Origin of the sequence: Micromonospora deserti (assembly GCF_003236335.1) — a bacterium.
GTDB classification, from domain to species: domain Bacteria; phylum Actinomycetota; class Actinomycetes; order Mycobacteriales; family Micromonosporaceae; genus Micromonospora; species Micromonospora deserti.
Genome location: NZ_POUB01000095.1, coordinates 1 through 20,351, shown reverse-complemented (window position 1 = coordinate 20,351; position 20,351 = coordinate 1). Strand labels below are relative to the sequence as shown.

The 20,351-nt window shown below is 73.1% G+C and carries 16 protein-coding genes; 5 read left to right on the top strand and 11 right to left on the bottom strand.

Annotation, left to right across the window (positions count from 1 at the left end; genetic code table 11):
* From C1I99_RS15540 to C1I99_RS15505, 8 genes are all read right to left on the bottom strand, one after another.
* A partial coding sequence (locus C1I99_RS15540) for an AMP-binding protein (RefSeq protein ID WP_146603965.1) occupies positions 1-382 on the bottom strand: 382 nt, incomplete at its 3' end.
* Between the two features lie 96 nt (positions 383-478).
* Positions 479-1,777: a sensor histidine kinase gene (locus C1I99_RS15535; protein ID WP_158554069.1), complete on the bottom strand. Its 1,299-nt coding sequence runs from the start codon at positions 1,775-1,777 to the stop codon at positions 479-481.
* A gap of 53 nt (positions 1,778-1,830) precedes the next feature.
* Positions 1,831-2,469 (bottom strand): response regulator transcription factor, encoded by a 639-nt coding sequence (locus C1I99_RS15530; RefSeq protein WP_233512521.1) that lies wholly within the window; start codon positions 2,467-2,469, stop codon positions 1,831-1,833.
* Between the two features lie 308 nt (positions 2,470-2,777).
* Positions 2,778-4,706 carry an ATP-binding cassette domain-containing protein gene (locus C1I99_RS15525; protein WP_111134935.1) on the bottom strand — a complete coding sequence of 643 codons (1,929 nt, stop codon included), beginning with the start codon at positions 4,704-4,706 and terminating at the stop codon, positions 2,778-2,780.
* Positions 4,703-6,655, bottom strand: a complete 1,953-nt coding sequence (locus C1I99_RS15520; protein ID WP_199562142.1) for an ATP-binding cassette domain-containing protein — start codon at positions 6,653-6,655, stop codon at positions 4,703-4,705. Before C1I99_RS15520 ends, C1I99_RS15525 begins: the two co-directional genes overlap by 4 nt.
* A 108-nt stretch (positions 6,656-6,763) precedes the next feature.
* On the bottom strand, positions 6,764-7,663 hold the full coding sequence (locus C1I99_RS15515) for an LLM class flavin-dependent oxidoreductase (protein ID WP_233512520.1): 900 nt from the start codon (positions 7,661-7,663) through the stop codon (positions 6,764-6,766).
* A complete protein-coding gene (locus tag C1I99_RS15510; RefSeq protein WP_111134933.1) occupies positions 7,660-9,099 on the bottom strand; it encodes a flavin monoamine oxidase family protein in 1,440 nt (479 codons plus the stop codon). The genes C1I99_RS15515 and C1I99_RS15510 overlap by 4 nt, the downstream gene beginning before the upstream one ends.
* The gene (locus C1I99_RS15505) at positions 9,096-10,352 is read right to left on the bottom strand and encodes an aromatic ring-hydroxylating oxygenase subunit alpha (RefSeq protein ID WP_233512519.1); all 1,257 of its coding nucleotides are present in this window, start codon (positions 10,350-10,352) and stop codon (positions 9,096-9,098) included. Before C1I99_RS15505 ends, C1I99_RS15510 begins: the two co-directional genes overlap by 4 nt.
* Before the next feature lie 38 nt (positions 10,353-10,390).
* On the opposite strand from C1I99_RS15505, the gene C1I99_RS15500 reads away from it, so the two are divergent.
* Complete coding sequence (locus tag C1I99_RS15500; protein WP_111134931.1) at positions 10,391-12,040, top strand: condensation domain-containing protein; 1,650 nt, start codon at positions 10,391-10,393, stop codon at positions 12,038-12,040.
* A 5-nt stretch (positions 12,041-12,045) separates the two neighbouring features.
* Here C1I99_RS15500 and C1I99_RS15495 read toward each other — a convergent pair whose 3' ends face one another.
* The 3 genes from C1I99_RS15495 to C1I99_RS15485 all read right to left on the bottom strand — a co-directional run bounded on the left by C1I99_RS15495 (position 12,046) and on the right by C1I99_RS15485 (position 15,440).
* Positions 12,046-12,321, bottom strand: a complete 276-nt coding sequence (locus C1I99_RS15495) for an acyl carrier protein (protein ID WP_146603964.1) — start codon at positions 12,319-12,321, stop codon at positions 12,046-12,048.
* Positions 12,314-14,209 (bottom strand): non-ribosomal peptide synthetase, encoded by a 1,896-nt coding sequence (locus tag C1I99_RS15490; RefSeq protein ID WP_111134929.1) that lies wholly within the window; start codon positions 14,207-14,209, stop codon positions 12,314-12,316. The genes C1I99_RS15495 and C1I99_RS15490 overlap by 8 nt, the downstream gene beginning before the upstream one ends.
* Before the next feature lie 145 nt (positions 14,210-14,354).
* The gene (locus C1I99_RS15485; protein ID WP_111134928.1) at positions 14,355-15,440 is read right to left on the bottom strand and encodes a cysteine peptidase family C39 domain-containing protein; all 1,086 of its coding nucleotides are present in this window, start codon (positions 15,438-15,440) and stop codon (positions 14,355-14,357) included.
* 777 nt (positions 15,441-16,217) lie between these two features.
* Between C1I99_RS15485 and C1I99_RS15480 the strand changes: the two genes are divergently transcribed.
* The 4 genes from C1I99_RS15480 to C1I99_RS15465 all read left to right on the top strand — a co-directional run bounded on the left by C1I99_RS15480 (position 16,218) and on the right by C1I99_RS15465 (position 20,201).
* On the top strand, positions 16,218-16,901 hold the full coding sequence (locus C1I99_RS15480) for an AfsR/SARP family transcriptional regulator (RefSeq protein WP_158554068.1): 684 nt from the start codon (positions 16,218-16,220) through the stop codon (positions 16,899-16,901).
* A 241-nt stretch (positions 16,902-17,142) separates the two neighbouring features.
* Positions 17,143-19,041 (top strand): phage tail sheath subtilisin-like domain-containing protein, encoded by a 1,899-nt coding sequence (locus C1I99_RS15475; protein ID WP_111134926.1) that lies wholly within the window; start codon positions 17,143-17,145, stop codon positions 19,039-19,041.
* A gap of 1 nt (position 19,042) precedes the next feature.
* Positions 19,043-19,546 carry a phage tail protein gene (locus C1I99_RS15470; protein ID WP_111134925.1) on the top strand — a complete coding sequence of 168 codons (504 nt, stop codon included), beginning with the start codon at positions 19,043-19,045 and terminating at the stop codon, positions 19,544-19,546.
* 13 nt (positions 19,547-19,559) lie between these two features.
* Positions 19,560-20,201, top strand: a complete 642-nt coding sequence (locus C1I99_RS15465; protein WP_111134924.1) for a hypothetical protein — start codon at positions 19,560-19,562, stop codon at positions 20,199-20,201.
* Positions 20,202-20,351 lie beyond the last annotated feature (150 nt).

Here is a 20,351-nt window from a genome sequence, read left to right as displayed (position 1 = left end):
GGGCGAGGCCGACGTCCTGCGGTACGTACGCCGCGCCGGCCTTCAGTGCCGCCAGGATCCCGACGAGCATGGGGATGCCGCGCCGGACGAACACCGCGACGTTGTCGCCGGGGCGTACGCCCAGATCGGCGAGGTGGGCGGCGAGCCGGTTCGCCTGCCGGTCCAGCTCGCCGTAGGTGATCGTGTCGCCGAGGTGTTCGGCGGCGACGGTGTCGGGGCGGGTGGCGGCGTGGCGCTCGATGGCGTGGTGGATGTGGGTTTCCGGCAGCGCCGCGGCCGGCCCCTGTCCGTAGTACTGGAACAGGTGGCGGTCCCGGTCGCACAGGTGGTCCAGTAGGGGCGTGGACCAGGCCGAGGTCCGCTCGACCAGCTGCTGATGCATCGAGTCGTGTCCTCCGATCGACAGTGCGCGGCGTACACCACGCACATACATCGATGTTCAGAGATATTTCTCAGAACGTTCTTAGAACGCGCGGACTCAGCAACGGCCGCCCCGACTCGGCGCGGCGGACGCCGCGCCGTGACCCGCACGATTCGCCGCACCGCGACCCGGGGTGTTCACCGTTTCCCCTGCTCCGGCACCCGCCGCCGACCTCCGCTCGGCCGGTCTCGGCCGGGATGGCGGCGCCGCGGGCAGCCGTACGGTGAAGCGCGCGCCCCGGCCCGGCTGGCCAGCGGCGGTGATCGTGCCACCGTGGCTCTCGACGACCTCGCGCGTCAGGGCCAGCCCGATGCCGTAACCCCGTCCCTGGCCGCCGGCACCCCGGGCGAAACGGTCGAAGACCCCAGGGTGTCGTGCCGGGTCGAAGCCGACACCGGTGTCCCCGACGCTCAACTCCACCGTGCGGCCGTCGTTGACTGCGGCGATGCGGATGGTGATCCGGCCTCGCGGAGGGGTGTGGCCAATGGCGTTGTCGACCAGCGCGGAGAGCACCCGCCGCAGGGCGGGCCTGACTCCGAGCACCGGGTAGTGCTCCGCTCCCAATCGGAGGACCGCGATCAGCCCGCGATCAGCCAGGCGTCCTGCTTCGGCGGCTAGCAGCTCGGCGGCGACGTGGGCCAGATCGACCCGTTCGTGTTCGGGCACCTCCGACCGCAGCCGGGCCCCGCGCAACACGTCGTCGAGGACCTCGCCGAGTTCGCGGGTACCGGCCACCATGCGGCGCAGTTCGGTCGCGATCGGCTCGGGCAGGTCGTCCGCTCTGCGAAGCATGAGCTGGCTGCGCGTGTGCAACCGGGTCAGCGGGGCCCGCAGTTCGTGGCTCGCGTCCGTGACGAACCGGCAGCGTAGGTCCAGCAGCTTCGCCACCGGATCTATCGCCCGACGGGCCACCAGGACGCTGGCGGTCACCGCGACGAGCAGGGTAGCCAGGCTGCCGCCGGTCAGTCCGGCCACCCATCGCCGTCGGTCCTGTCGCTGGCGGCGTTCGTCGAAGACCGCTTGACGCACTTCGGTCCCGAACCGCTCGGTGCGTACGCGATAGACGGTGCCGTTACTCGAAACGGTCTCCTCCAGGGTGCGTCCGTGGATCGCAACGGTCCGCATCGAGTCGCGGAGCGGAAAGCCCGCGGGCGCCTCGGGAAGAGCATCCCACTCGTCGCCGCGCAGGACGAACAGCCACAGGCCGGAGTGGGCGTCGCCGGAATCACCTCGGTGAAGGGCCTGGCCGAGGGGGCGTTCGACGGCACTTTGCTGTTGATGCCCGGCGGCCAGAAAGACCAGGCCGCCGACGAGCAGGATGATGCCGCTGATCCCGACGGCGAGACTCGCCGCCACCGACAGTCGGGCACGGCGCAGAATACGCCTTTCGCAATCCTGGGCCCCTCCGGTCATAGGGCGCCGATCTGGTAACCCAACCCGTGCACGGTACGCACGACGCCCGTTCCCAGCTTGCGCCGGAGATAGTGCACATAGGTGTCCACGACTGACTCGGAGTCGGCCCCGTCGAAGACCTGGCGGCGCAACTGGGTACGACTGTGCACCGCCCGGGGCCGCGTCGCGAGCGAACGGATCAGCGCGAACTCGCGGCCGGACAGGCTCACGAATCCCCCGCCGGGCAATTGGACCCCACGCAGCGCCGCGTCGAGCCGGGCAGCCCCCAGCGGAATCGTGTCCGCATCGTCGGTGATACGCCGGCTCAATGCCCGTATCCGGGCCAGCAACTCCGCCACCTCGAACGGCTTGGCGAGGTAGTCGTCGGCCCCGGCGTCGAGCCCGTCGACGAGGTCGGCGGTGTCGCCGAGTGCGGTCAGCATCAGGATGCGGGCGTTGACGGCCCGCTGGCGCAGCCGTACGACCACGTCCAGACCGTCGATTCCGGGCAGTCCGCGGTCCACGACGATCACCCGGTACGACCGGGTCAGTCCGAAGTGGAGGCCACGCTGGCCGTCGGCGACGCGGTCGGTGGGATAGCCCTCGACGGCGAGCAGGTCAACCAACATCTCGGCAAGTTCGTTGTCGTCCTCCATGAGGAGAAGCCGAGATGAGTCATTAGTTGAACACTCGTCCATCTCAATATAGTGACACCCCTGGAGGCGATTGTCATGGAGGTGGGTAGAGAGTTCATCGATATAGGGCCGGGTCAATATTTTGGAATAATTCCAAAATTCCGCGAGCCCTGTCTGTCAGTAGTGGTAACTCACCCGTCCTGCTGGTCCGGCGTTCCACCCCCCGAACCCTGCCAATCACATGCAGACAAAATCACTACGTCCAGTGAGGGACCGCGTGGACAGGCCATCGCCGTCCGGCGCCGGACCCGGGACGCTACGCGCGCGGGTCAGCCGCCCGGCGGACGCACGTCGGGCTCCGGGCTGCCACGGTTGGGTCCGCCCGGTCCGGATTCCGGCGGTCGCCGCCCCTTTCGCGCATACGCCTCCGCCTGGATCCGGTAGAGCGTGGCATACCGGCCACCGGGGATGGCTACCAGCTCCCGGTGGCTGCCCGCCTCGACGAGCCGCCCGCGGTGCAGGGTGAGGATGAGGTCCGCGCCGGTGACGGTGGAGAACCGGTGCGAGACGATGACCGTGACGGCGTTCGTGCCGGCCGCCGAGCGGCGGGAGCGCGCCATCTGCCGGTCGAAGATCTCCTGTTCGCTCGGGGCATCGAGGGACGCGGTCGGCTCGTCGAGCAGGAACAGCAGCGGCTCCGGGCGCATCGCCGCCCGGGCCAGGGCGGTCTTCTGCCACTGTCCCTCGGACAGGTCGACACCGCCGAAGGCAGCGTCCAGTTCGGTGTCCAGGCCGTCCGGAAGCCGGTCCACCAGGCCGGTGGCGTCGACCTCCCGCACCGCCGCCGCGATCCGCTCCCGGTCCGGTAGCCGCGGCAGGTCACCGATGCCGACGTTCTCGACGAAGCGGGTGGGGAACCGGCCGAAGTCCTGGAACGTAGCGCTGATCCGGGACCGCCAGGTCCGGGTCTCCAGTTCGTCCAGCGGCACGCCGTCGACGAGGATCCGTCCGGCGTCCGGCCGGTACAGCTTGCCGAGGAGCTTGACCAGCGTGGTCTTGCCGGACCCGTACTCGCCGACCAGCGCGACCACCGATCCGGCCGGCAGGTGCACGCTGATGTCGGCCAGGGCCGGCCCGGTCGCGCTGGGATACCGGTAGCCGACCCGGTCGAGCGTTATCCCGTGACGCAGCCGGGGCGGCGCCGGGGCGCTCCCACCGGCCCGGTTCCGCTGCGCGCGGACATAGTCGCGGAGCCACAGGTACGGTTCGATCACGCGCCCGGCGCTCGCCACGTTGGTGGTGTAGCGGACCCCGGTGTAGACCGACTGCCGCAGCGCGGCGGCGACGGTGATGGCGAGCACCAGGTCACCGGCCGAGCCGGCACCCCGGGTGGCCTGGTGCACGACCAGCGCCAGTGCGGCACCGAAGCCGGCGGTGAAAAGCAGCCAGCCCGCCATCCGCCATCCGGCGGCGACCAGCTGGGCCCGCAACCGCAGCCGCGTCGCCTCGTCCCAGGCGGCGGCCTGCCGGCGGGCCAGCTCGGCGCCCGCGCCCGCGATCCGGATCTCCTTGCCGCCGGCCGGGTCGGTGGCCAGGTCGAACAGGTGCCGCTGCCGTCGGATCGGCTCGGCGGCGGAGAGGTCCGCGCGGATGATGGCGTTGTTCCCCCGCTGGTCGAACCACAACGGTACGGCGGCGAAGGCCAGCAGCCACAGCAGCCAGGGGTTCACCGTGCCGAGCAGCAGCAGCATGACGGTGAGTTCCAGCATCGCGAAGAGGACGCCGTTGGCGGACCAGAGGCTCAGGACGATCTCCCAGCCGGCGTTGCGGACCAAGGTGAGCCTGTCCTGAAAGTCGCTCCGTTCCAGGTGTTCCAGGCCGTCCAGGGTGGTGATGTCGCGGTGGATGCGCGGGTTGAGGTCGAGGACGGCGACCTTGCCGATGAGGATTCCGGCGGTGTGCGAGTCCAGCGCGCCGAGCACGATGCCCGCCGCGCCGGCCAGCCCGGCACCCGCCGCGCCGGCGACCGCGCTGCCGGTGTCACCGCGGATCACCGCGTCCACGGTCACTCGCAGGGCCAGGGCACCGCCGATGACCGCGGCCGCCATGCCGGCCGGGATGACGAACTGCATGGCGGTCAGCAGCGGGGCCCGACGCCAGGAGACCGCGAGCAGTTCGGCCCAGAGGATCAGGTAACGGTACGGGCGGATGGGCTTGATGTCGGGCGCGGGATGACCGGTCGCCCGGCGGGCGGTCATCCGCGTCCGCCGGTGGCGCCGCCACCGGCCGGTACGCCGCCGGTTCCCGCCGCCGCCGGCCGCGCCACCGGGTCGGCTGCCCGCCCCGTCGCCTCGGTCACCGCGCCGGTGGCGAACCGGCGGGCCTGGATCGCGAAGAGTTCCGCATACCCGCCCCGGCGGGCGATCAGCTCGTCGTGATCGCCGTTCTCGGTGATCCGCCCTCCGTCGAGCAGCACGATCCGGTCGGCGTGGCGGACAGTGGAGAGGCGGTGCGAGATCAGCACCACGCTCGCCCCGCCGCGGTTCCCGGCCAGCCGGCTGAAGACCTCGAACTCGGTCCGGACGTCCAGGTGCGCCGTCGGCTCGTCGAGGACCAGCAGGTCGGCCCCCATCCGTACGGCGTAGTGGGCACGGGCCAGCACGACCTGCTGCCATTGCCCGCCGGAGAGATCCACCCCGCCGGTCGCGGTACGGGCCAGCGGCGTGTCCCAGCCGGCCGGAAGCCGGGCCAGCACCGGTTCCAGGCCGGCGTCCGCGGCGGCGGCGTCGAGCGCGGCCGGGTCCGGCGGGTGGTCGCCCCGACCGAGGGCGACGTTGTCCCGGGCCGGCAGGTGGTAGCGGACGAAGTCCTGGAAGACAATCGCCAGCCGGCTCCGCCAGGCCGCCGCCCCGAGCACCGCGATGTCCACACCGTCAGCGGTGACCCGGCCCTCGTCCGGTTCGTACAGGCCGGCCAGAAGCTTGATCAACGTCGACTTGCCGGCGCCGTTCAGGCCGACCACGGCGAGCAGCTCGCCGGGCCGAATCTCCAGGTCCAGGCGATCGAGGACTGGCCGCCGAGCACCCGGATAGGCGAACGAGACTCCCTCGAAACGGACCAACGGCGGTCGGGCTCGGCGTACCCGCCCGGCACCGTCGGGGTCCGCGTCGGCCGCCGGACGGGAGGCTCCGCCCTGATCCGGTGTGGGCAGCCGGGCGGCCAGGTCCACCGTGGCGCGCAGGCAGCCGGCCGCGGCGACGGCTACCCGCAGGTCCTCGGTCCAACCCAGCGCCTGGAAGATGGCCACGCCGCTGACGAGCACGGCCGTGGCCGCGACGACCCGGTCGGATCCCGCCGGTGCGCCGGCCCCGCCGGCTGCGACCACCGCGTAGCCGGCCACCAGCGGCAGGCCGACCAGCAGCAACTGGCCGGCCTCGCGCGGGATCGCCCGGGCCAGCAACGCCCAGACAGGGGCGTCCATAGCCAGGGCGTGCCGCTGGATCCGGGCGGTCAGCCAGGCACCGAGCCCGTAGATCCGGATGTCCTTGCCCTCCGCCGGCGAGGTCGCCGCGTCCTTCCACCGCTGACTACGGGCTCCGTCAACGGTCCCGGCCCGCCAGACCGCGATGCCCCGGGCGGCCTCCCGCTGCCGGAGCACCCCGTTCAGCAGGGCGGGAAGCAACAGCGCCGGCACCAGCCAGCCGGCGTACCGGGCCAGCACCAGGCAGCCGCCGGCCACCCCGATCAGGTTGCCGGCCAGCCGCAGGCCGGCGACGGCACCGGCGCCGGGGGTCTGTTCGGTCCAGTTCTCCGGGTCGGCCCGCGCCGCCCGGATCAGTCCCCGGACCTGCGGGTCCTCCAGCGGAGCGATGGTCGAGCCCGCGGCGGCCAGGCCGGCTACCCGGGCCCGGTGTGCGCCGTCGATGCCGGCCGTGGCCAGGAACGCCAACGGTGCCACCGCGGTGTCCACGACGTGTCCGAGCAACAGCACCAGGACGAACACGAGCAGCGGCAGCGCCATCGCCGACAGCGGCGCGTCGGTGGGTACGGCGGTCTGGATCCTGCCCACCAGATGTGCCATCGCCACCGCGCCGGCCGGCGGCAGCAGGGCACCGATGACGAGCAGCAGCGCCAGCGCGACCGTCAGCGGCGCCCGGGCCGCGCGCAGCGCACCGGCCAGCAGCCGGGCGTCGCTCAGGATCGCCACCGGTACCTCCTTTGTCGTTCGCCGGCCCCGGACCGTCGGTCACGTGGGCCAGGTGGTGTGCGAACGGTCGGTGACCTGCCCGGACCGGCCGCCGCCGAATCGCCGCGGTCATGGCCGGGGCGGTCCCTGGGCGGCCCACGACCATGCCTGCCGGGGATCGCGGCGCCACGGGTCGAAAAACTCCAGCCACCAGGTGGCGCCAGCGGCCCGGTACCCGGCGATCAGGGCCCGGGCGCGCGGCGGATCGTCCGGTGCAAGCCGGCCTGGGACCGCCACCGTCCACCCGGCCGCCCGGGCCGGGGTCGCCGCCAGGATGGCAACGAGTTCCGCCTGATCCGGTCCGCGCAGCCCGCCGCCGGGTTCGCGCACCATCGGGACCACGCCGTCCCAGCGCGCCGCCCGGGCCAGCGGCCCTGGGTTGCTGGCCGGCCAGGTGGCGGCGACCCAGACCGGGATCCGGGGCCGCTGTACCGGCGGCGGCAGGAACGTGACCCGGTCCAGGCGTACCTGGTCGCCCCGGTGGCTGACCTCCCGGCCGCTCCACAGCCGGTCCAGCACCGCCAGCGACTCGTCCACCCGCCGGGCCCGCGCGGCCACGTCCGGGTCGAGGCCGAAGGCAGCGAAGTCCGTGTCACCGCTGGCGCCGAGGCCCACGCCGAACACCAGCCGGCCGCCCGAGACGTGGTCGAGGGTGGCGGTCTCGCGGGCGACCTTCCACGGTTGCCGCTGGGCGAGCGGGGTGACCAGGGAACCGCCCCGGATCCGCCGGGTGCCGGCCAGGATCGCGGTGACGGCGGTCCAGGAGTCGGCCAGCGGCAGCCGGGTGGCCCGGTCGAGCAGCAGGTGGTCCCAGAGGAACACACCGTCCCAACCGGATCCCTCGGCGGCCTGGGCGAGTTGGAGCAGCCGGGCGGGATCCGCGTAGTAGCCCGCGTTCGGCAGCAGCAGGCCGAACCGCAGCCCGTCGCCGGTCGGCTGGGCCGCCATCGACGGACCAACCGGGCTCACCGGCCCACCCGATCGGCCGCGAGGATCCACCGGGCCGCTTCCTGCCCCGACCGGACCGCACCTTCCAAATGGCCGTAAAACTCGGCGCAGCGTTCGGTCCCCGCCCAGTAGACCGGCCCGCCCAACGCGCCCGATGCCGGCCCGGCCCGCCCGGCCGCCGACCACGGTGGACCCGCCGCGGTCCACCAGCCGGGCTCGGGCACAGCCGCGTAGCAGCCCTCGACCGTCGGCTCGGCCTGCCAGTCCCGCTCCAGCAGGGCAAGCGGCCGCCGGGCCGCCGGCCCGAACCAGTTGGCGAGCCGGTCCAGCACCGCCGTCCGACGGGCGGCCCCGGAAAGGCCGCCGTACGCGCGGGCGTCCGGGCCGGTGACGAAGCCGACCAGCACGCCGAGCCCGTCCCGGCCGGCCGAGTCGTCCACGACGTACCGCAGCGGACCGGCCCCGGCCGTCACCCAGCCGGACAGGCCGCCGTCCGTCCAGAACGGACGGTCGTAGATCACATGCAATTTGACCGTGGCGCCCCGGGTCCGCGCTGGCCCCGGCGGTCGCCGGACACCCGGCAGGTGCAGCCGGATCCGGGCCGCCGGCCCCGGCGGCACCGCCACGACCACCCGGGCGCAGCGGACGGTGAGATTGGGGCCGACGACGCGGATCGAACCCGTAGCCGGCCGGGCGCCACCGCTGGCCGGATGCTCGGCGTGCAGGTCGGTGACCGGGCTCCCGAGCCGGACCGGCCAGGCCAGCGCCGCCGCCATCCGCTCGGCCAGCTGGTGCGCGCCGCCTGCGAACCGGTCCTGCTGGGCGCCGCCGGAGAACGCCGTCAGATAATGCACCCCGCCGCCGGAGGCCAGGTAGAAGAGCAAATGCAGCATGCCGACCTCGGCGGGGTCGGCGGCGAGCATCTGCCGAACCAGCAGGTCGATCAGGAGCCGGGCGTCCGGATGGGCGAACTCCCGCCGCGCCCACGCCGCGACGGTGAGCCGGTCCAGCTCGGCGGCGTCCGGAGCGGCGCCGGGGTCGGCGGGCGGCACGCCGGCGGCGAGATCGTCCAGCCGGTCCAGCGCGTCGCCGACGGCGAGCGCGTTGAACGCCGGCCGGCGGGCGTCCGACCGGACCGGGCCGGCACCGAGATCGAAAAGGCTCGCCCCGGGCGCTGCGGTCGGGGTCAGCGCCAAGCCGAACCGTCCGGCCAGCTCGCGTACCCGTACGTGGCGGACGCCGACGTAGCCGCCACCGGCGTCCAGCGCCTGTCCGTACCGGTGATGGCTCGCGGTCCGGCCGCCCACCCGGCCGAGCGCCTCGACCACCTGCACCCGGCGCCCGGCCGCCTCCAGCTCGGTGGCGGCGGCCAGACCGGCTAGGCCCGCGCCGACGACCACCACATCCATCGCGGTCTGCTCCGGCGGGGAGGCGCCGGGCGACCGGACACCGGTCACCGGGCCGGCTCCGTGGAGGCGGCCGAACCGGTCGATGACAGCGGGCCACCGGACTGGTACGCCGCGGCGAGCCGGACCAGGAAAGCGTGCAGCAGGTCCTCGTGTGGGGCGAGCGGCCCGGGCCGGTAGCCGCCGCCGGAGACTCCCCGCTGCACCGACTCGCAGGCCGCCCAGTCCTGCCGGTTGGTGGTGCGCCAGAACTCCACGGCGTAGCCGGGATCGACGTCCGCGACGACCAGCTCCGCCGGGAAGAGCCACTCGCACTCGACCCGGGTCCGGTCCGCCGCAACCGGGACCAGTCGGTGCGTGACCAGGTAGTCGTGAGTCGCGGTGATGAAGAGGTTGGGCAGCAGCAGGTGGTAGCGAACCTGGCGGGCCTGGTCCTCGTCCAGACCCGGGAAGGTCCAGCCCGGGCCGGCGCCGTCCAGCGACATCGAGGTGGCCGAGTTACGCAGGTCCAGGTGCCCGCCGAGCCAGCGACCGGTCGCGGGGAAGCTCTCGCCGCCCTCGGTCCGCTGCACCCGGCTCAGCTCCGGATGGGTGCTCGGGCAGTGGTAGCACTCAAGGTAGTTCTCGACGATCAGTTTCCAGTTCGCCGCCACGTCGTACTCCTCGGAGGCCACCACCCGCAGCTCACCGGGCCGGTACGCGGCGAGCGCGGCGTCGAGATCGCCGATCACGTCCGCCAGCGGCGGCGCGTTGCCGGAGAGGTCGACGAAGAGCCAGCCCTGCCACTGCGCCGAGCGGACCGGCAGCAGGTCCAGGTCCGTGTCCGGCGGCGGGTCGAATCGGGGGGCCTTGCGCAGCGAGCCGTCCAGCCGGTAGACCCAGGCGTGGTACGCGCACCAGATGGTCGAGCGGCGCACCGCGCAGCCCCGGGCGACCAGTTCGTGTCCCCGGTGCCGGCAGGCGTTGCGGAAGGTACGCAGCCGGCCGGTCGCGTCCCGCACCGCGAGTACACCCGCGCCGGCCACGTCCAGGCCGGCCTGGACGCCCGACTCGGCGAGCGTTGCGTCGCGGCCGAGGCAGACCCAGTCCCGTCGCCAGAAGCGGTCCCGCTCCCAGGCGAAGACCCGGTCGCTGGTGTACGCCACGGCGGGAAGTCCCCGGGCGCGCCCGGGCGGCAGCAGCGTCGCCGCCAGCTCGTCCGGCGGCAGCGGCGGCCCACCCCAGTCCCCGGAGCCATCCGGGGTGGCGCGCGCCCCAGCTGCCGTCCTGTCCGGACCGTCCATGTCGGCAATAGCGGTGGTCATCGCCCGCTCCTGCTGGCCGGCCGTGACATCATCGTGCGATGGGCGGGCGTACGGAGGTCCGACGGGCACCGCTCGGCGGCGCGCAGCAGTTCGAGTGGTGGAAGCTGCTCACCGGGACCTGCAACAACATCACCGTCGCGTACCGGCCCGATCCACCGATCCCGCACCACCGGGCGGTGGCGGTGCTGCGTGGGCTGCTCGTCCGGCACGAGGCGCTGCGTACCGCGTTCCGGCTCACCGGTGCCGGGGTGCCAGTGCAGGTCGTCCACGCCCCCGGCGAGCCGGTGGTTCGGCTCTGCGACGAGGATTCCGACGCCGCCCGGGCGGCGTTCCGCCGGACGCTGGCCGAGCCGCCGTTCACCGACGCCGACACCGAGCTGGTCCGGTTCGGTGTGGTCCGCTCGGGCGATCTCGCAGTGGAGTTGCTGATGGTGGTCAGCCACGCGGTCTTCGACGGGCACAGCGAACGGATCGTGCTGGCCGACCTGGCCGCGGCGTGCCGAGCCACGGCCGGCGACCACCTGCCCGGCAGCCACCAGCCCGCCGACTCGGCGCTCGACGAGGAGTCCGGCGAGCTGCTGCCGAGCCGCGCGGCCGCCGAGCGGTTCTGGCGGGAGGAGGTACGCCGGATTCCCGCCCGGCTGTTCGTCCCGCTCCGCCCGAACGTCTTCCAGCGGTACGGCGCCAGCTACCGCTCCGCCGCCCTCCCGCCGGCCCTGGTGCTCGCCGCCCGCCGGCACCGGACCAGCCCCGCGGTGGTCTACTCGGCGCTGGTGCACGCGCTGCTGGCGATCATGTCCCGGGCCCCGGCGACCGTCGTGCACAACCACTTCCTCGGGCGCACCTCCCGGGAGCGCGACGTGGTCGGTTGCTACCACTGCATCCTCCCCACCACAGTCGACGTCTCGGACCGCCCGTCGCTGGGCGCACTGATCGAACGGCTGCGGCTGCGGACGTTCCAGGTGCAGAGCCGGTACCGGCTGGGACAACTCGCGCTGCGCGAGATCCTGGCTGCCGAGGAGCGCCGGCGTGGCATCGCCTTCGCGGTCGGGACGACCGTCAACTTCGACCACAGCCCGGAGCTGACCGAGCTGCAGCGACGCGGCGACCGGGAGCTGACCGACCTGCTGACCAGGGCCGGTGAGCTGGAGCTGGCGATGGGCCGCTGCGAGACGACCCCGGACAGGATCGGCTTCGACGCGTACCTGATGTGCACCGTCGAATCCGGTGCGATGTGGATCCTCGCCAGCTTCAACAGCATGGTCTTGGATCCGGGCCAAATGCGGGCGCTGTTGACCGGTCCGGAACTGATCCTGCGGGCCTACCTCGACGGCCCCGACCTGACCTTGGACCAGGTGGCAGCCCGGCTCGGCAGTGGCATCGGCTGTCCGGTGCTGGTGGACCTCGGCCCCGGCGAGGACTTGGGCCCGGCGGACGGCCCTGACGGGAGCCTGGACGCCGGCCCACCGTCTGCGGCGCAGGCGCTGCGCGATGCGGTGGCACAGCTCCACCGGCTCGACCACGTCGACCCGGACCGGTGCTACCTGGCGACCGGCGGCCGGCTGCTGCTGGTGCCGGCGGTCCTCGCCCGGCTCGCCGCGGCCGGCTGGTCCGGACTCGTACCGGACGACTTCGCCCGGCCGGTGCCGCTGACCCGGCTGGCGGTGCGGCTGCGCCGGATCCGATGACCCGGTCATCCAGACGCACCGGGCATGGACCGGTCCACCGGTCGGCCGGTGGACTCCGCGAGCCGGGAGGCCAGCTCCCGGAAGTCCCGGGCCTCGAAGAACAGCGCGACGTCGAGTTCGACGCCGAGCCGGGACTCCAGCCGCAGGAACAGATCGGTGGCGGTCACCGAGTCACCGCCGATCTCGAAGAAGTTCTCCTCGGCGCCAGGGCGTCGGCCGAGCACGTCAGCACAGGTCGCGAGGATCGCCGCCAGGTACCGGGTCGCCATCGGCTCACTCACCCCCCGGCTCCGTTCCGCCGCCGGCGGGCTCGCCGTCCGGTATCCGGCCGCCCTGCCGCAGCACGTCGGCCAGGCCGCGCGGCGTACGCCACTCGAACAGGTCGACGAAGGTGAGTTCGATGTCGTACCGGCGGTAGAGGCGGGAGATGAGCCTGGCGGCGAGCAGCGAGTCGCCGCCAGCGTCGAAGAAGTCGTCGTCCGGCCCGTGTGCCCGGTCGAGGACCCGGCTGAAGATCGCCGCGACCTCGGCGACGACAGGATCGCCGCCGGTTTCCGGCGCCTCGCACGTGCCGCCGCTTCCCGCCGTCGCGAGCGCCGCGTGGTCGACCTTGCCATTCTGCAGCAACGGCAGGGCGGCATGCACCGACCAGCGGGTCGGAACCAGGTGGTCGGGCAGCCGGTCGCGGAGCCACGAGGCCAGCTCCGCCCCGGTCACGGTCACGCCGGACCGGGGCACGACGGCGGCGGCCAACTGCCGGCCGGTGTCCGCCGAACCGGTCCCGTGCACCGCCGCGGCGACCAGCGCCGGGTGGCCCAGCAGGGCACGTTCCACCGCCTCCGGCTCAACCCGGTGGCCGCGTACCTTGAGCTGCCGGTCCACCCGGCCGACATAGCCGAGCTGCTCGTCCGGGCCGGTCGTCACCAGGTCGCCGGTCCGGAACATCCGTTCGCCGCCGGCACCGGGCACGGGACCAAACCGCTCCGCGGTGGCCGCCGGACGGGCCTGGTAACCGAAGCTGAGCGTCGGCCCGCCGACGTACAGCTCGGCGATCCGGGAACCGGGTGCTGTCGGGACCAGGACCTGACGTACGTGGGGCAGTGGCCGGCCGATCGGCACCGGCACGCCGTCGGGCAGCTTACGGCCGGCGGCGCCGCCCAACTCGGCCTGGTGGGTGACCAGCACGGTCTCGGTCTGGCCGTAGGTGTTGACCAGCCGAACCCGGGCGGGCACCAGCTCGCACCAGGTGCGGACCGGGCCCGCGGCCACCTCCTCGCCGCCGATCACGACCAGGCGCAGCGACGGCGGCAACGACCGGCCGGTCAGCCGAAGGAACTCCACCACCTCATACCAGAAGGAGGTCGGCAGGTCGACCACGGTGACCCCGTTCGCCGCCACGGCCGTGAGCAGCCCGGCCACCGTGCCGTCCGTGGCCCGCCGGTCGATGACCAGGGCCGCCCCGCCGATCAGGCAGGGGTAGATCTCCTCGCCGCTGGTGTCCCAGGTCAGCGCCGCGAAGCTGAGAACCCGATCGCCGGGCGTGACGCGCCACGCCTCGGTCAGCGCGGTAGCCGCCGTCGCCAGGGCCCGGTGTCCGACCAGAACCCCCTTGGCAGGGCCGGTGGAGCCGGAGGTGTGGATGATGTAGGCCAGCCCGTTGCCGGACGCCTCGGGCGGGGGCCCGACCGGTGCCCCACCGGCCCCCGGCCCCGGGATCGGGGCGGCTGCGGGGGCCGGTGCGGGCTCGATCGTGCGCACCGGGAGGCCGGCGGTGACGGCCGGGAGGAGCGGCGCGGCGAGCAGGATCCGCTGCAGGCCGCAGGTCCGAACGATGTCACGGAGGCGATCCGGCGGATCGGCGGGATCCAGCGGCACATACGCCGCACCGGCCCGCAGCACCGCAAGCAGCGAGCTGATTCCGTTGGCCGAGCGCCGTACCGTGACACCGACCGGTTCGCCGGCCCGGACACCGTCCCGGGCCAGCGTGCACGCCATCGCCTCGACGTCCCGCCAGAGGATCCGGTAGTCGGTGACCGTGCCGTCCTCGACCAGCGCGGCGGCGTCTGGGGTCCGGGCCACCACCCGCTCCAGCAGGGCGATGACCGACGCTGCCCAAACCGCCCCGGGCGCGGGCCCGTCCTCGCGGACCGGCGCCTGGTTGGTGGGCATCAGACTCCTCCCGCTCCTTCCCGGCGGCCGGGCGCGATGGGGTGGTGGCTTGCCACGCCGGCCGGACACTCCGCCCGGTGGTCCGTCAGGGCGGGCATCGAAGCCTTTCGACAGCCCAGAACCTAGCCGTTCACCCGCCAGCCGGTCAATGGCGGCCGGACCGGCGGCGGTCGTCGCCGGTCCGGGCGGCGGTGTCGAGCCGCTCGATCATCCGCCGCTCGGCGGCGGCGATCAGCCGCAGCAGCTTCGGCACCTGATGCAGTCCCCTGGCGACCAGGTCGGCGGCGGCCGGGTCGACCGTCGAACCGGATCGACCACCGGCGAGCCAGAGCGACGCGGCGACGTCCCACTGCCGGGACAGCGCGCGGACCCCGTCGGCGCACTCGGCCAGCGCCGGGTAGCCGAGCCCGCCGACCCGGGACAGCCAGAGCGCGTGCCCGCGGCGTACCGCGCCGAGGTCGGTGAAGCTGCTCACCGGCAGCTCCCTTCGGCTGCCCGGGTCGGACCGGAAGTCCGGCCCGGCCAGCCACTCCGCCAGCCGGTCGGCGACCAGCTCGATCGCGGCCACACCGCGCCGATCCGACGGGTCCAGCATCGCCGCGACGTTGCGCCTGATCCGGTCCCGCCAGTTGCGGATGAGCCAGCCGGCCGCTACCCCGGCCGCACCGGGGCGCACCGTCACCTCCACGGTGCGGTACCGCGCCTCACCCAAGTGTGGCGAGTCGACCCACCGCGTGAACTGGGACGCCTCGACCTGGCCGGCGAACCGGGACCGGGGAAAACTGTCCAGCACGTCGAAACCAGCGCCGGCGACGGCGGTGACGACCAGGTCGTGCGGTACGTGCGCCTTCCGGTGAAACTGGGCCGGCTCGTACCCGTACTGGTCGATGGTGACCGCGACCGCCCGCCCGTCGCGGACTCGGTCGCGCAGTTGCTGGTAGAGCTGCGGCAGGCCAGCGGCCCGTTGTTCTACCAGTTCGATCCCGGTGCCCGCCGGACCGGTGGCTGCGGGCAGCGGGTCCCCGCTCCGGAACGACGGAGCGAGCCCGTCCGCGACGCTGCGATCCACCGGAACCTCGAAGGCCAGCTCGCCGAGGAGCAGGTCTTCGGGATGCGCGACGCCGGCGAGCCTCAGCAGCGTGCCGAGCGCCGTGTCCCGGCAGTCGCCGTGCTCGAACCCCGGGTCGGCGGCGACCCCGCCAGCGGCGGGCGTCCCGGGCGGTTGCCGCATCGGACCTCCTCGCTGTGCCGGGCACCGGTGCCACGCCGTCGAGTGTCCACGCTACTGCCGTTAGGGTCTGTGTCGAAGTCCTCGGTCGCGCCGAGGCGGAGTCCAGGCGGCGTCCGGCAAGGCGGAGATTGGTCTGGATACCGGTGTTGTTAGGAGACGGCCGTCGCGGGATCCGGTTTGATGTTAGGCGTGCTGTGGCGGCTGGCCGGCCGTCACGCGCCAGGGACGCCCGGCGGCGGCAGATCCGGAATCGGCTGGTGTCGCGCGAGCGATGAGTCATGGTGAGGTGTGATCACCATCCTCTCCGCAACCACCTCAGCCCGGACGCCAGCCACGACATTGCCGGACCCTCAGATCACCCCCTCTCAGAATTGTTTCTCGAAACCGATGCGGAGAGTGAATAGATCCACAAGAAGCATGCGGCTGAAACGAAGCTGGCGTTGAATGGGCCCAGCCAAGACCGCCGACCTCGCTGGACCTTGCCACAGCCGAAGATCACAGCTGGGTCCGAACGTCGGACACGTAGTTGCGGACCGTCTTTGCGGACAACCCGAGCCACGGAAGCTTGCATCGGCTTTCTTACACACCCTCGCCCGCCCGCTGCCGGGCCTGCCAAGATTCCCTCAGAAAGATCGCGAAGCAACTCTCAGCTCCGGTCGTAGCCCGAGCACCCGTGCTGGTCACGCCACGACGTGGCCGTGTCCCGGTGCGCGGCGTTTGGAAGCGACACTTGCGGGAGGGCCGGTGGGGGGTACGTCGACAACTCAGGTCCGGCACGTGCGCGTCGAGGTACTGCACCGCTTCCGCGTGCTGGTCGACGGACGGTTCGTCGCGCTGTCCGAGGGCAGCCAACGGTTGATCGGCTGCCTGGCCGTCGCCGATCAACCCCGCCCTCGCACCACCCTGGCCGGAACACTGTGGCCGGAGCGCAGCGAGCGCGACGCGCACGCGTCGCTGCGGCAGGCACTGTGGCGGCTCAACCGGAACGTGTCCGGGTTGCTGGAGCAGGAGAACCAGCACATCGGGCTGGCCCGGGGCACCGAGGTCGACCTGCACGAGATCTATCGGCTCTCCGAGGCGGTCTCCGAGAGCGAGCCGAGAGTGAACCGGCAGGCGGTACGCCTCCTGGAGGGCGACCTGCTGCCGGAGTGGTCGTACGACTGGCTGGACGGTCACCGCGAGTCGCTGCGCCAGGTGCGCCTGCACACGCTGGAGGCACTAGCGCGCAACGACCTCAACGCCGGCCGTACCGCGACCGCCTTGGTGGCCGCGCTCGCCGCGGTGGGCCTCGACCAGTTGCGGGAGAGCGCCCGACGGATCGTGATCGCCGCTCACCTCGCCGAAGGCAACACGGCGGAGGCGGTCCGCCAGTACGTCCGCTTCCGCGATCTGTTGTGGGAAGAGCTGCAGCTGCGGCCCAGCCGCCAGCTCCAGGAGATGCTGCCCGAAGTGGCCAGCTGACCCACGCGCACCCGCCCGGCTGATCCATCCCTCCACCACGCAGGCGATCCTTCCTACCTTTTCGGCCATCGTCGGCTCCGCGTATCGTCCCGACCGGGGTGCCGGCTGTCCGTCGAAGCTCGGCGCGGGCGTCAGCGGAGACGCGCCGACAACGCGTGCGCGACGGCTCGACAACGCGCGCGCGACGGCCCGGCCACGATCGGGAGACGGGCCGACGACGATCGCCGGCGAGAATCCGCCCATGAGCGTGCAGACGACATACCCCGGCGTGTACGTCCTCGAACGTCCGTCCGGCAGCCACGCGATCACCGGTGTGTCGACGTCGTTGACCGCGTTCGTCGGCGCCGCCCGCAAGGGCCCGGGCGACACCCCCGTGCCGGTGTCCAGCTTCGCCGACTACCTGCGGCGGTTCGGCGACGTGATGGACACCGCGCACCCGATGGGTCACGCCGTCGGGCAGTTCTTCGTCAACGGCGGCGCCCAGGCCGTCGTGGTCCGGGCGCTCGGGGCGGGCGCGGCTGCGGCGACACTGGCCCTGCCCGCCGTGAACGGGTTGACGGTGACCCTCACGGCCCGCTCGCGCGGGGCGTACGCCAACGGCAGCGGCGCCGGGACGACCGGGCAGACCGGCCTCTTCGCCCAAGTGAAGGCGGCCGACGACTTCCCGTCCGACCGGTTCAACCTGGAGCTCACCGAGTGGACGCCCGGTGCCGGCGGCGGGCCGGCGACGGTGACCGTCAAGGAGGTCTGGCGGGAGCTGTCGATGTCCCCCGCCAGCACCCGTTACCTGGTGTCGGTGCTCAACGCCAGCACCCTGGTAACCGCCCAGGTCACCGGCACGCCGGCGCCCGCGCCCGCGGCCGGGACGTCCACCGGGGCGCTGAGCCCCGCCAACGTCACGGTGACCGGCAAGGCGTTGCGGCTCTCGGTCGACCAGGGCCCGGCCAACGACTACGTCCTCTTCCCGACCGAGAACCCGCCCGTCTCGCACACCCTCGCGCAGGTCCGCGACCACATCAACGCGCCCGGTTCGATCTGGCCGGTGACCGCCAGCGTGTCCGGCGGCAAGCTCGTGCTGACCAGCAAGACCAGCGACCTGAACAGTGCCGTCGTGGTCGGGCTGAGCGGGCTGAACGACGCGTCGGCCGACCTCGGCCTGGGCGTGGCCCGCGGCGGCGTCGAGGTGAGTGCGAGCGCGCCGTACCGGCCGGCCGTCGCCGCGGCGGCGCCACTGGCCGGCGGCTCCGACGGGGCGACCGTCGGCGCGAACGAGATAGTGTCGGCCACCGCCGGCCAGGGCCTGCTCGCCCTGGACACGTTGGACTTCCCCCGGTTCAACCTGCTCTGCCTGCCGGGCGTGACGACCGCGGACACCGCCTCGGTCAACATGGCACTGGACTACTGCCGCCGGCAGAATGCGTTCCTGGTGATCGACCCGGCGCCCGGGCTGAACCCGGTGCAGCTGAAGAGCGCCGCGAACCTGCTGCGGGCGCAGGGCGCTCACGGTGCGGTCTACTGGCCCCGGCTGGTCACCGCCGACGGCGGCGCGGACGGGTGGGGTCCCAGCGGCGCGGTCGCCGGGATCATGGCCCGCACCGACGCGTCGCGCGGGGTATGGAAGGCCCCGGCCGGGCTGGAGGCCGGCATCGCCGGAGCGGTCGGGCTCACCGCCCCGACCAACGACGACGTCTCCGGCGTGCTGAACCCGCTCGGGCTCAACGTGCTGCGCACCTTCCCCGGCGTCGGCATGGTGGTGTGGGGCGCCCGGACCCTCGCCGGCAGCGACGTTCTCTCCAGCGACTCCAAGTACGTCCCGGTCCGCCGGCTCACCGACTACATCTCGGCCAGCCTCTACCTGGGAACGCAGTTCGCAGTCTTCGAACCGAACGACCCGGACCTCTGGGCGCAGCTGCGCCTGGCGGTGGGGGGCTTCATGCGCGGGCTGTTCCGGCAGGGCGCGTTCCAGCAGTCCGAGAAGCACGCCGAGTCGGACAGCTTTTTCGTGGTCTGCGACTCGTCGGTCAACCCGCAGACCGAGATCGACAACGGCCGGGTCAACGTCGTGGTCGGGTTCGCCCCGCTCAAGCCCGCCGAGTTCGTGATCATCACCATCACCCAGCTGAGCCAGGCAGGAGAGTGACATGGCCGAGTTCAGCGTGAACCCCACGCGCTTCGACCCGTACAAGAGCCACATGTTCCGCGTCCGCTGGGACGGCGTGTACGTGGCGGGGTTGTCGAAGATGTCCCCGCTGAAGCGGTCGACGGCGCCGGTCACGCACCGGGTCGGCGGTGACCCCGGCCACGACCGCAAGAGCCCGGGCCTGACCACGTACGACGCGGTCACCCTGGAACGCGGCGTCACGCACGACCTCGCCTTTGAAGCCTGGGCGAACAAGGTCTCCAGCCTGCGCCAGCCGGGCATCTCGTTGCGGGACTTCCGCAAGGACCTCATCGTCGACGTGTTCAACGAGGCGAACCAGAAGGTGCTCAGCTACAAACTGTTCCGCTGCTGGGTCTCCGAGTACCAGGCGCTGCCCGCGCTGGACGCCGCCACGGCAGTGGTCGCCATCCAAAGCATCAAGCTGGAGCTGGAGGGTTGGGAGCGCGACACGTCGGTCACCGAGCCCGCCGAGCAAAGTGTCTGAGGCAGGCCCGGTCATGCCGGCGGCACCCGGTCTGGCGCGGCTGGTCGCCGCGCTCGACGACGGCGACGGCCTCCTCACGCAGGCCATCGCCGTGCTGCGCGCCGCCGTACCCGAGCCCGACCCGGCGTGCCTGCCGGCCGGCACCGCCGACCGGCAGCTGCTCGCCGTGCACGAGCGGGCGGTGGGCCGTCCGCTCGAACTCACCGTCGCCTGCCCGGCCTGCGGCGCGCTGACCACCCTGCAGCTCGGCCGGGCCGACGTCGGCGAGCACCACCCGCGCAGCGCATGGTGCTCGCCCGGCGTCGGCGTACGCGAGCCCAGCTACGCGGACCTGCTCGCCGCCGGGGGCGACCCGCACCGGCTGCTCGCGCTGTGCCGGGTCGGCGAGGGCGCCACGCTCGACGACCTGGCCCGCGTCGAGGGGTCGCTGTGCGGACCGCTGCGTTCGTCGTGCTGCGACTGCGGTGCGCCGCTGGAGGTGGACGTCGACGTGGTCGCACTGGTGCTGCGGGCGCTCAGCGGCCTACGGGTCGACATCGACCGGGAGGTGCACCTGCTCGCCTCCCGATACGGCTGGGACCTCGCGGTGATCGAATCGCTGCCGGACGAGCGCCGTCGCCGACTGGCCGCCCTGGTCGCGGGGGCGACGCCGTGAGCGTGCCGCCGGCCGTCGCGCGGCTGGTCGCCCGCGCTACCCGGCCCCCGGTCACCGTCGACTCGCCGCTCGCCGCCCACCTGGACGACGCCGGGATCGCACTCCCGGCCGTGGCCGTACCGCCGGTCCCCCACCCGTCCCGCGCGGTGC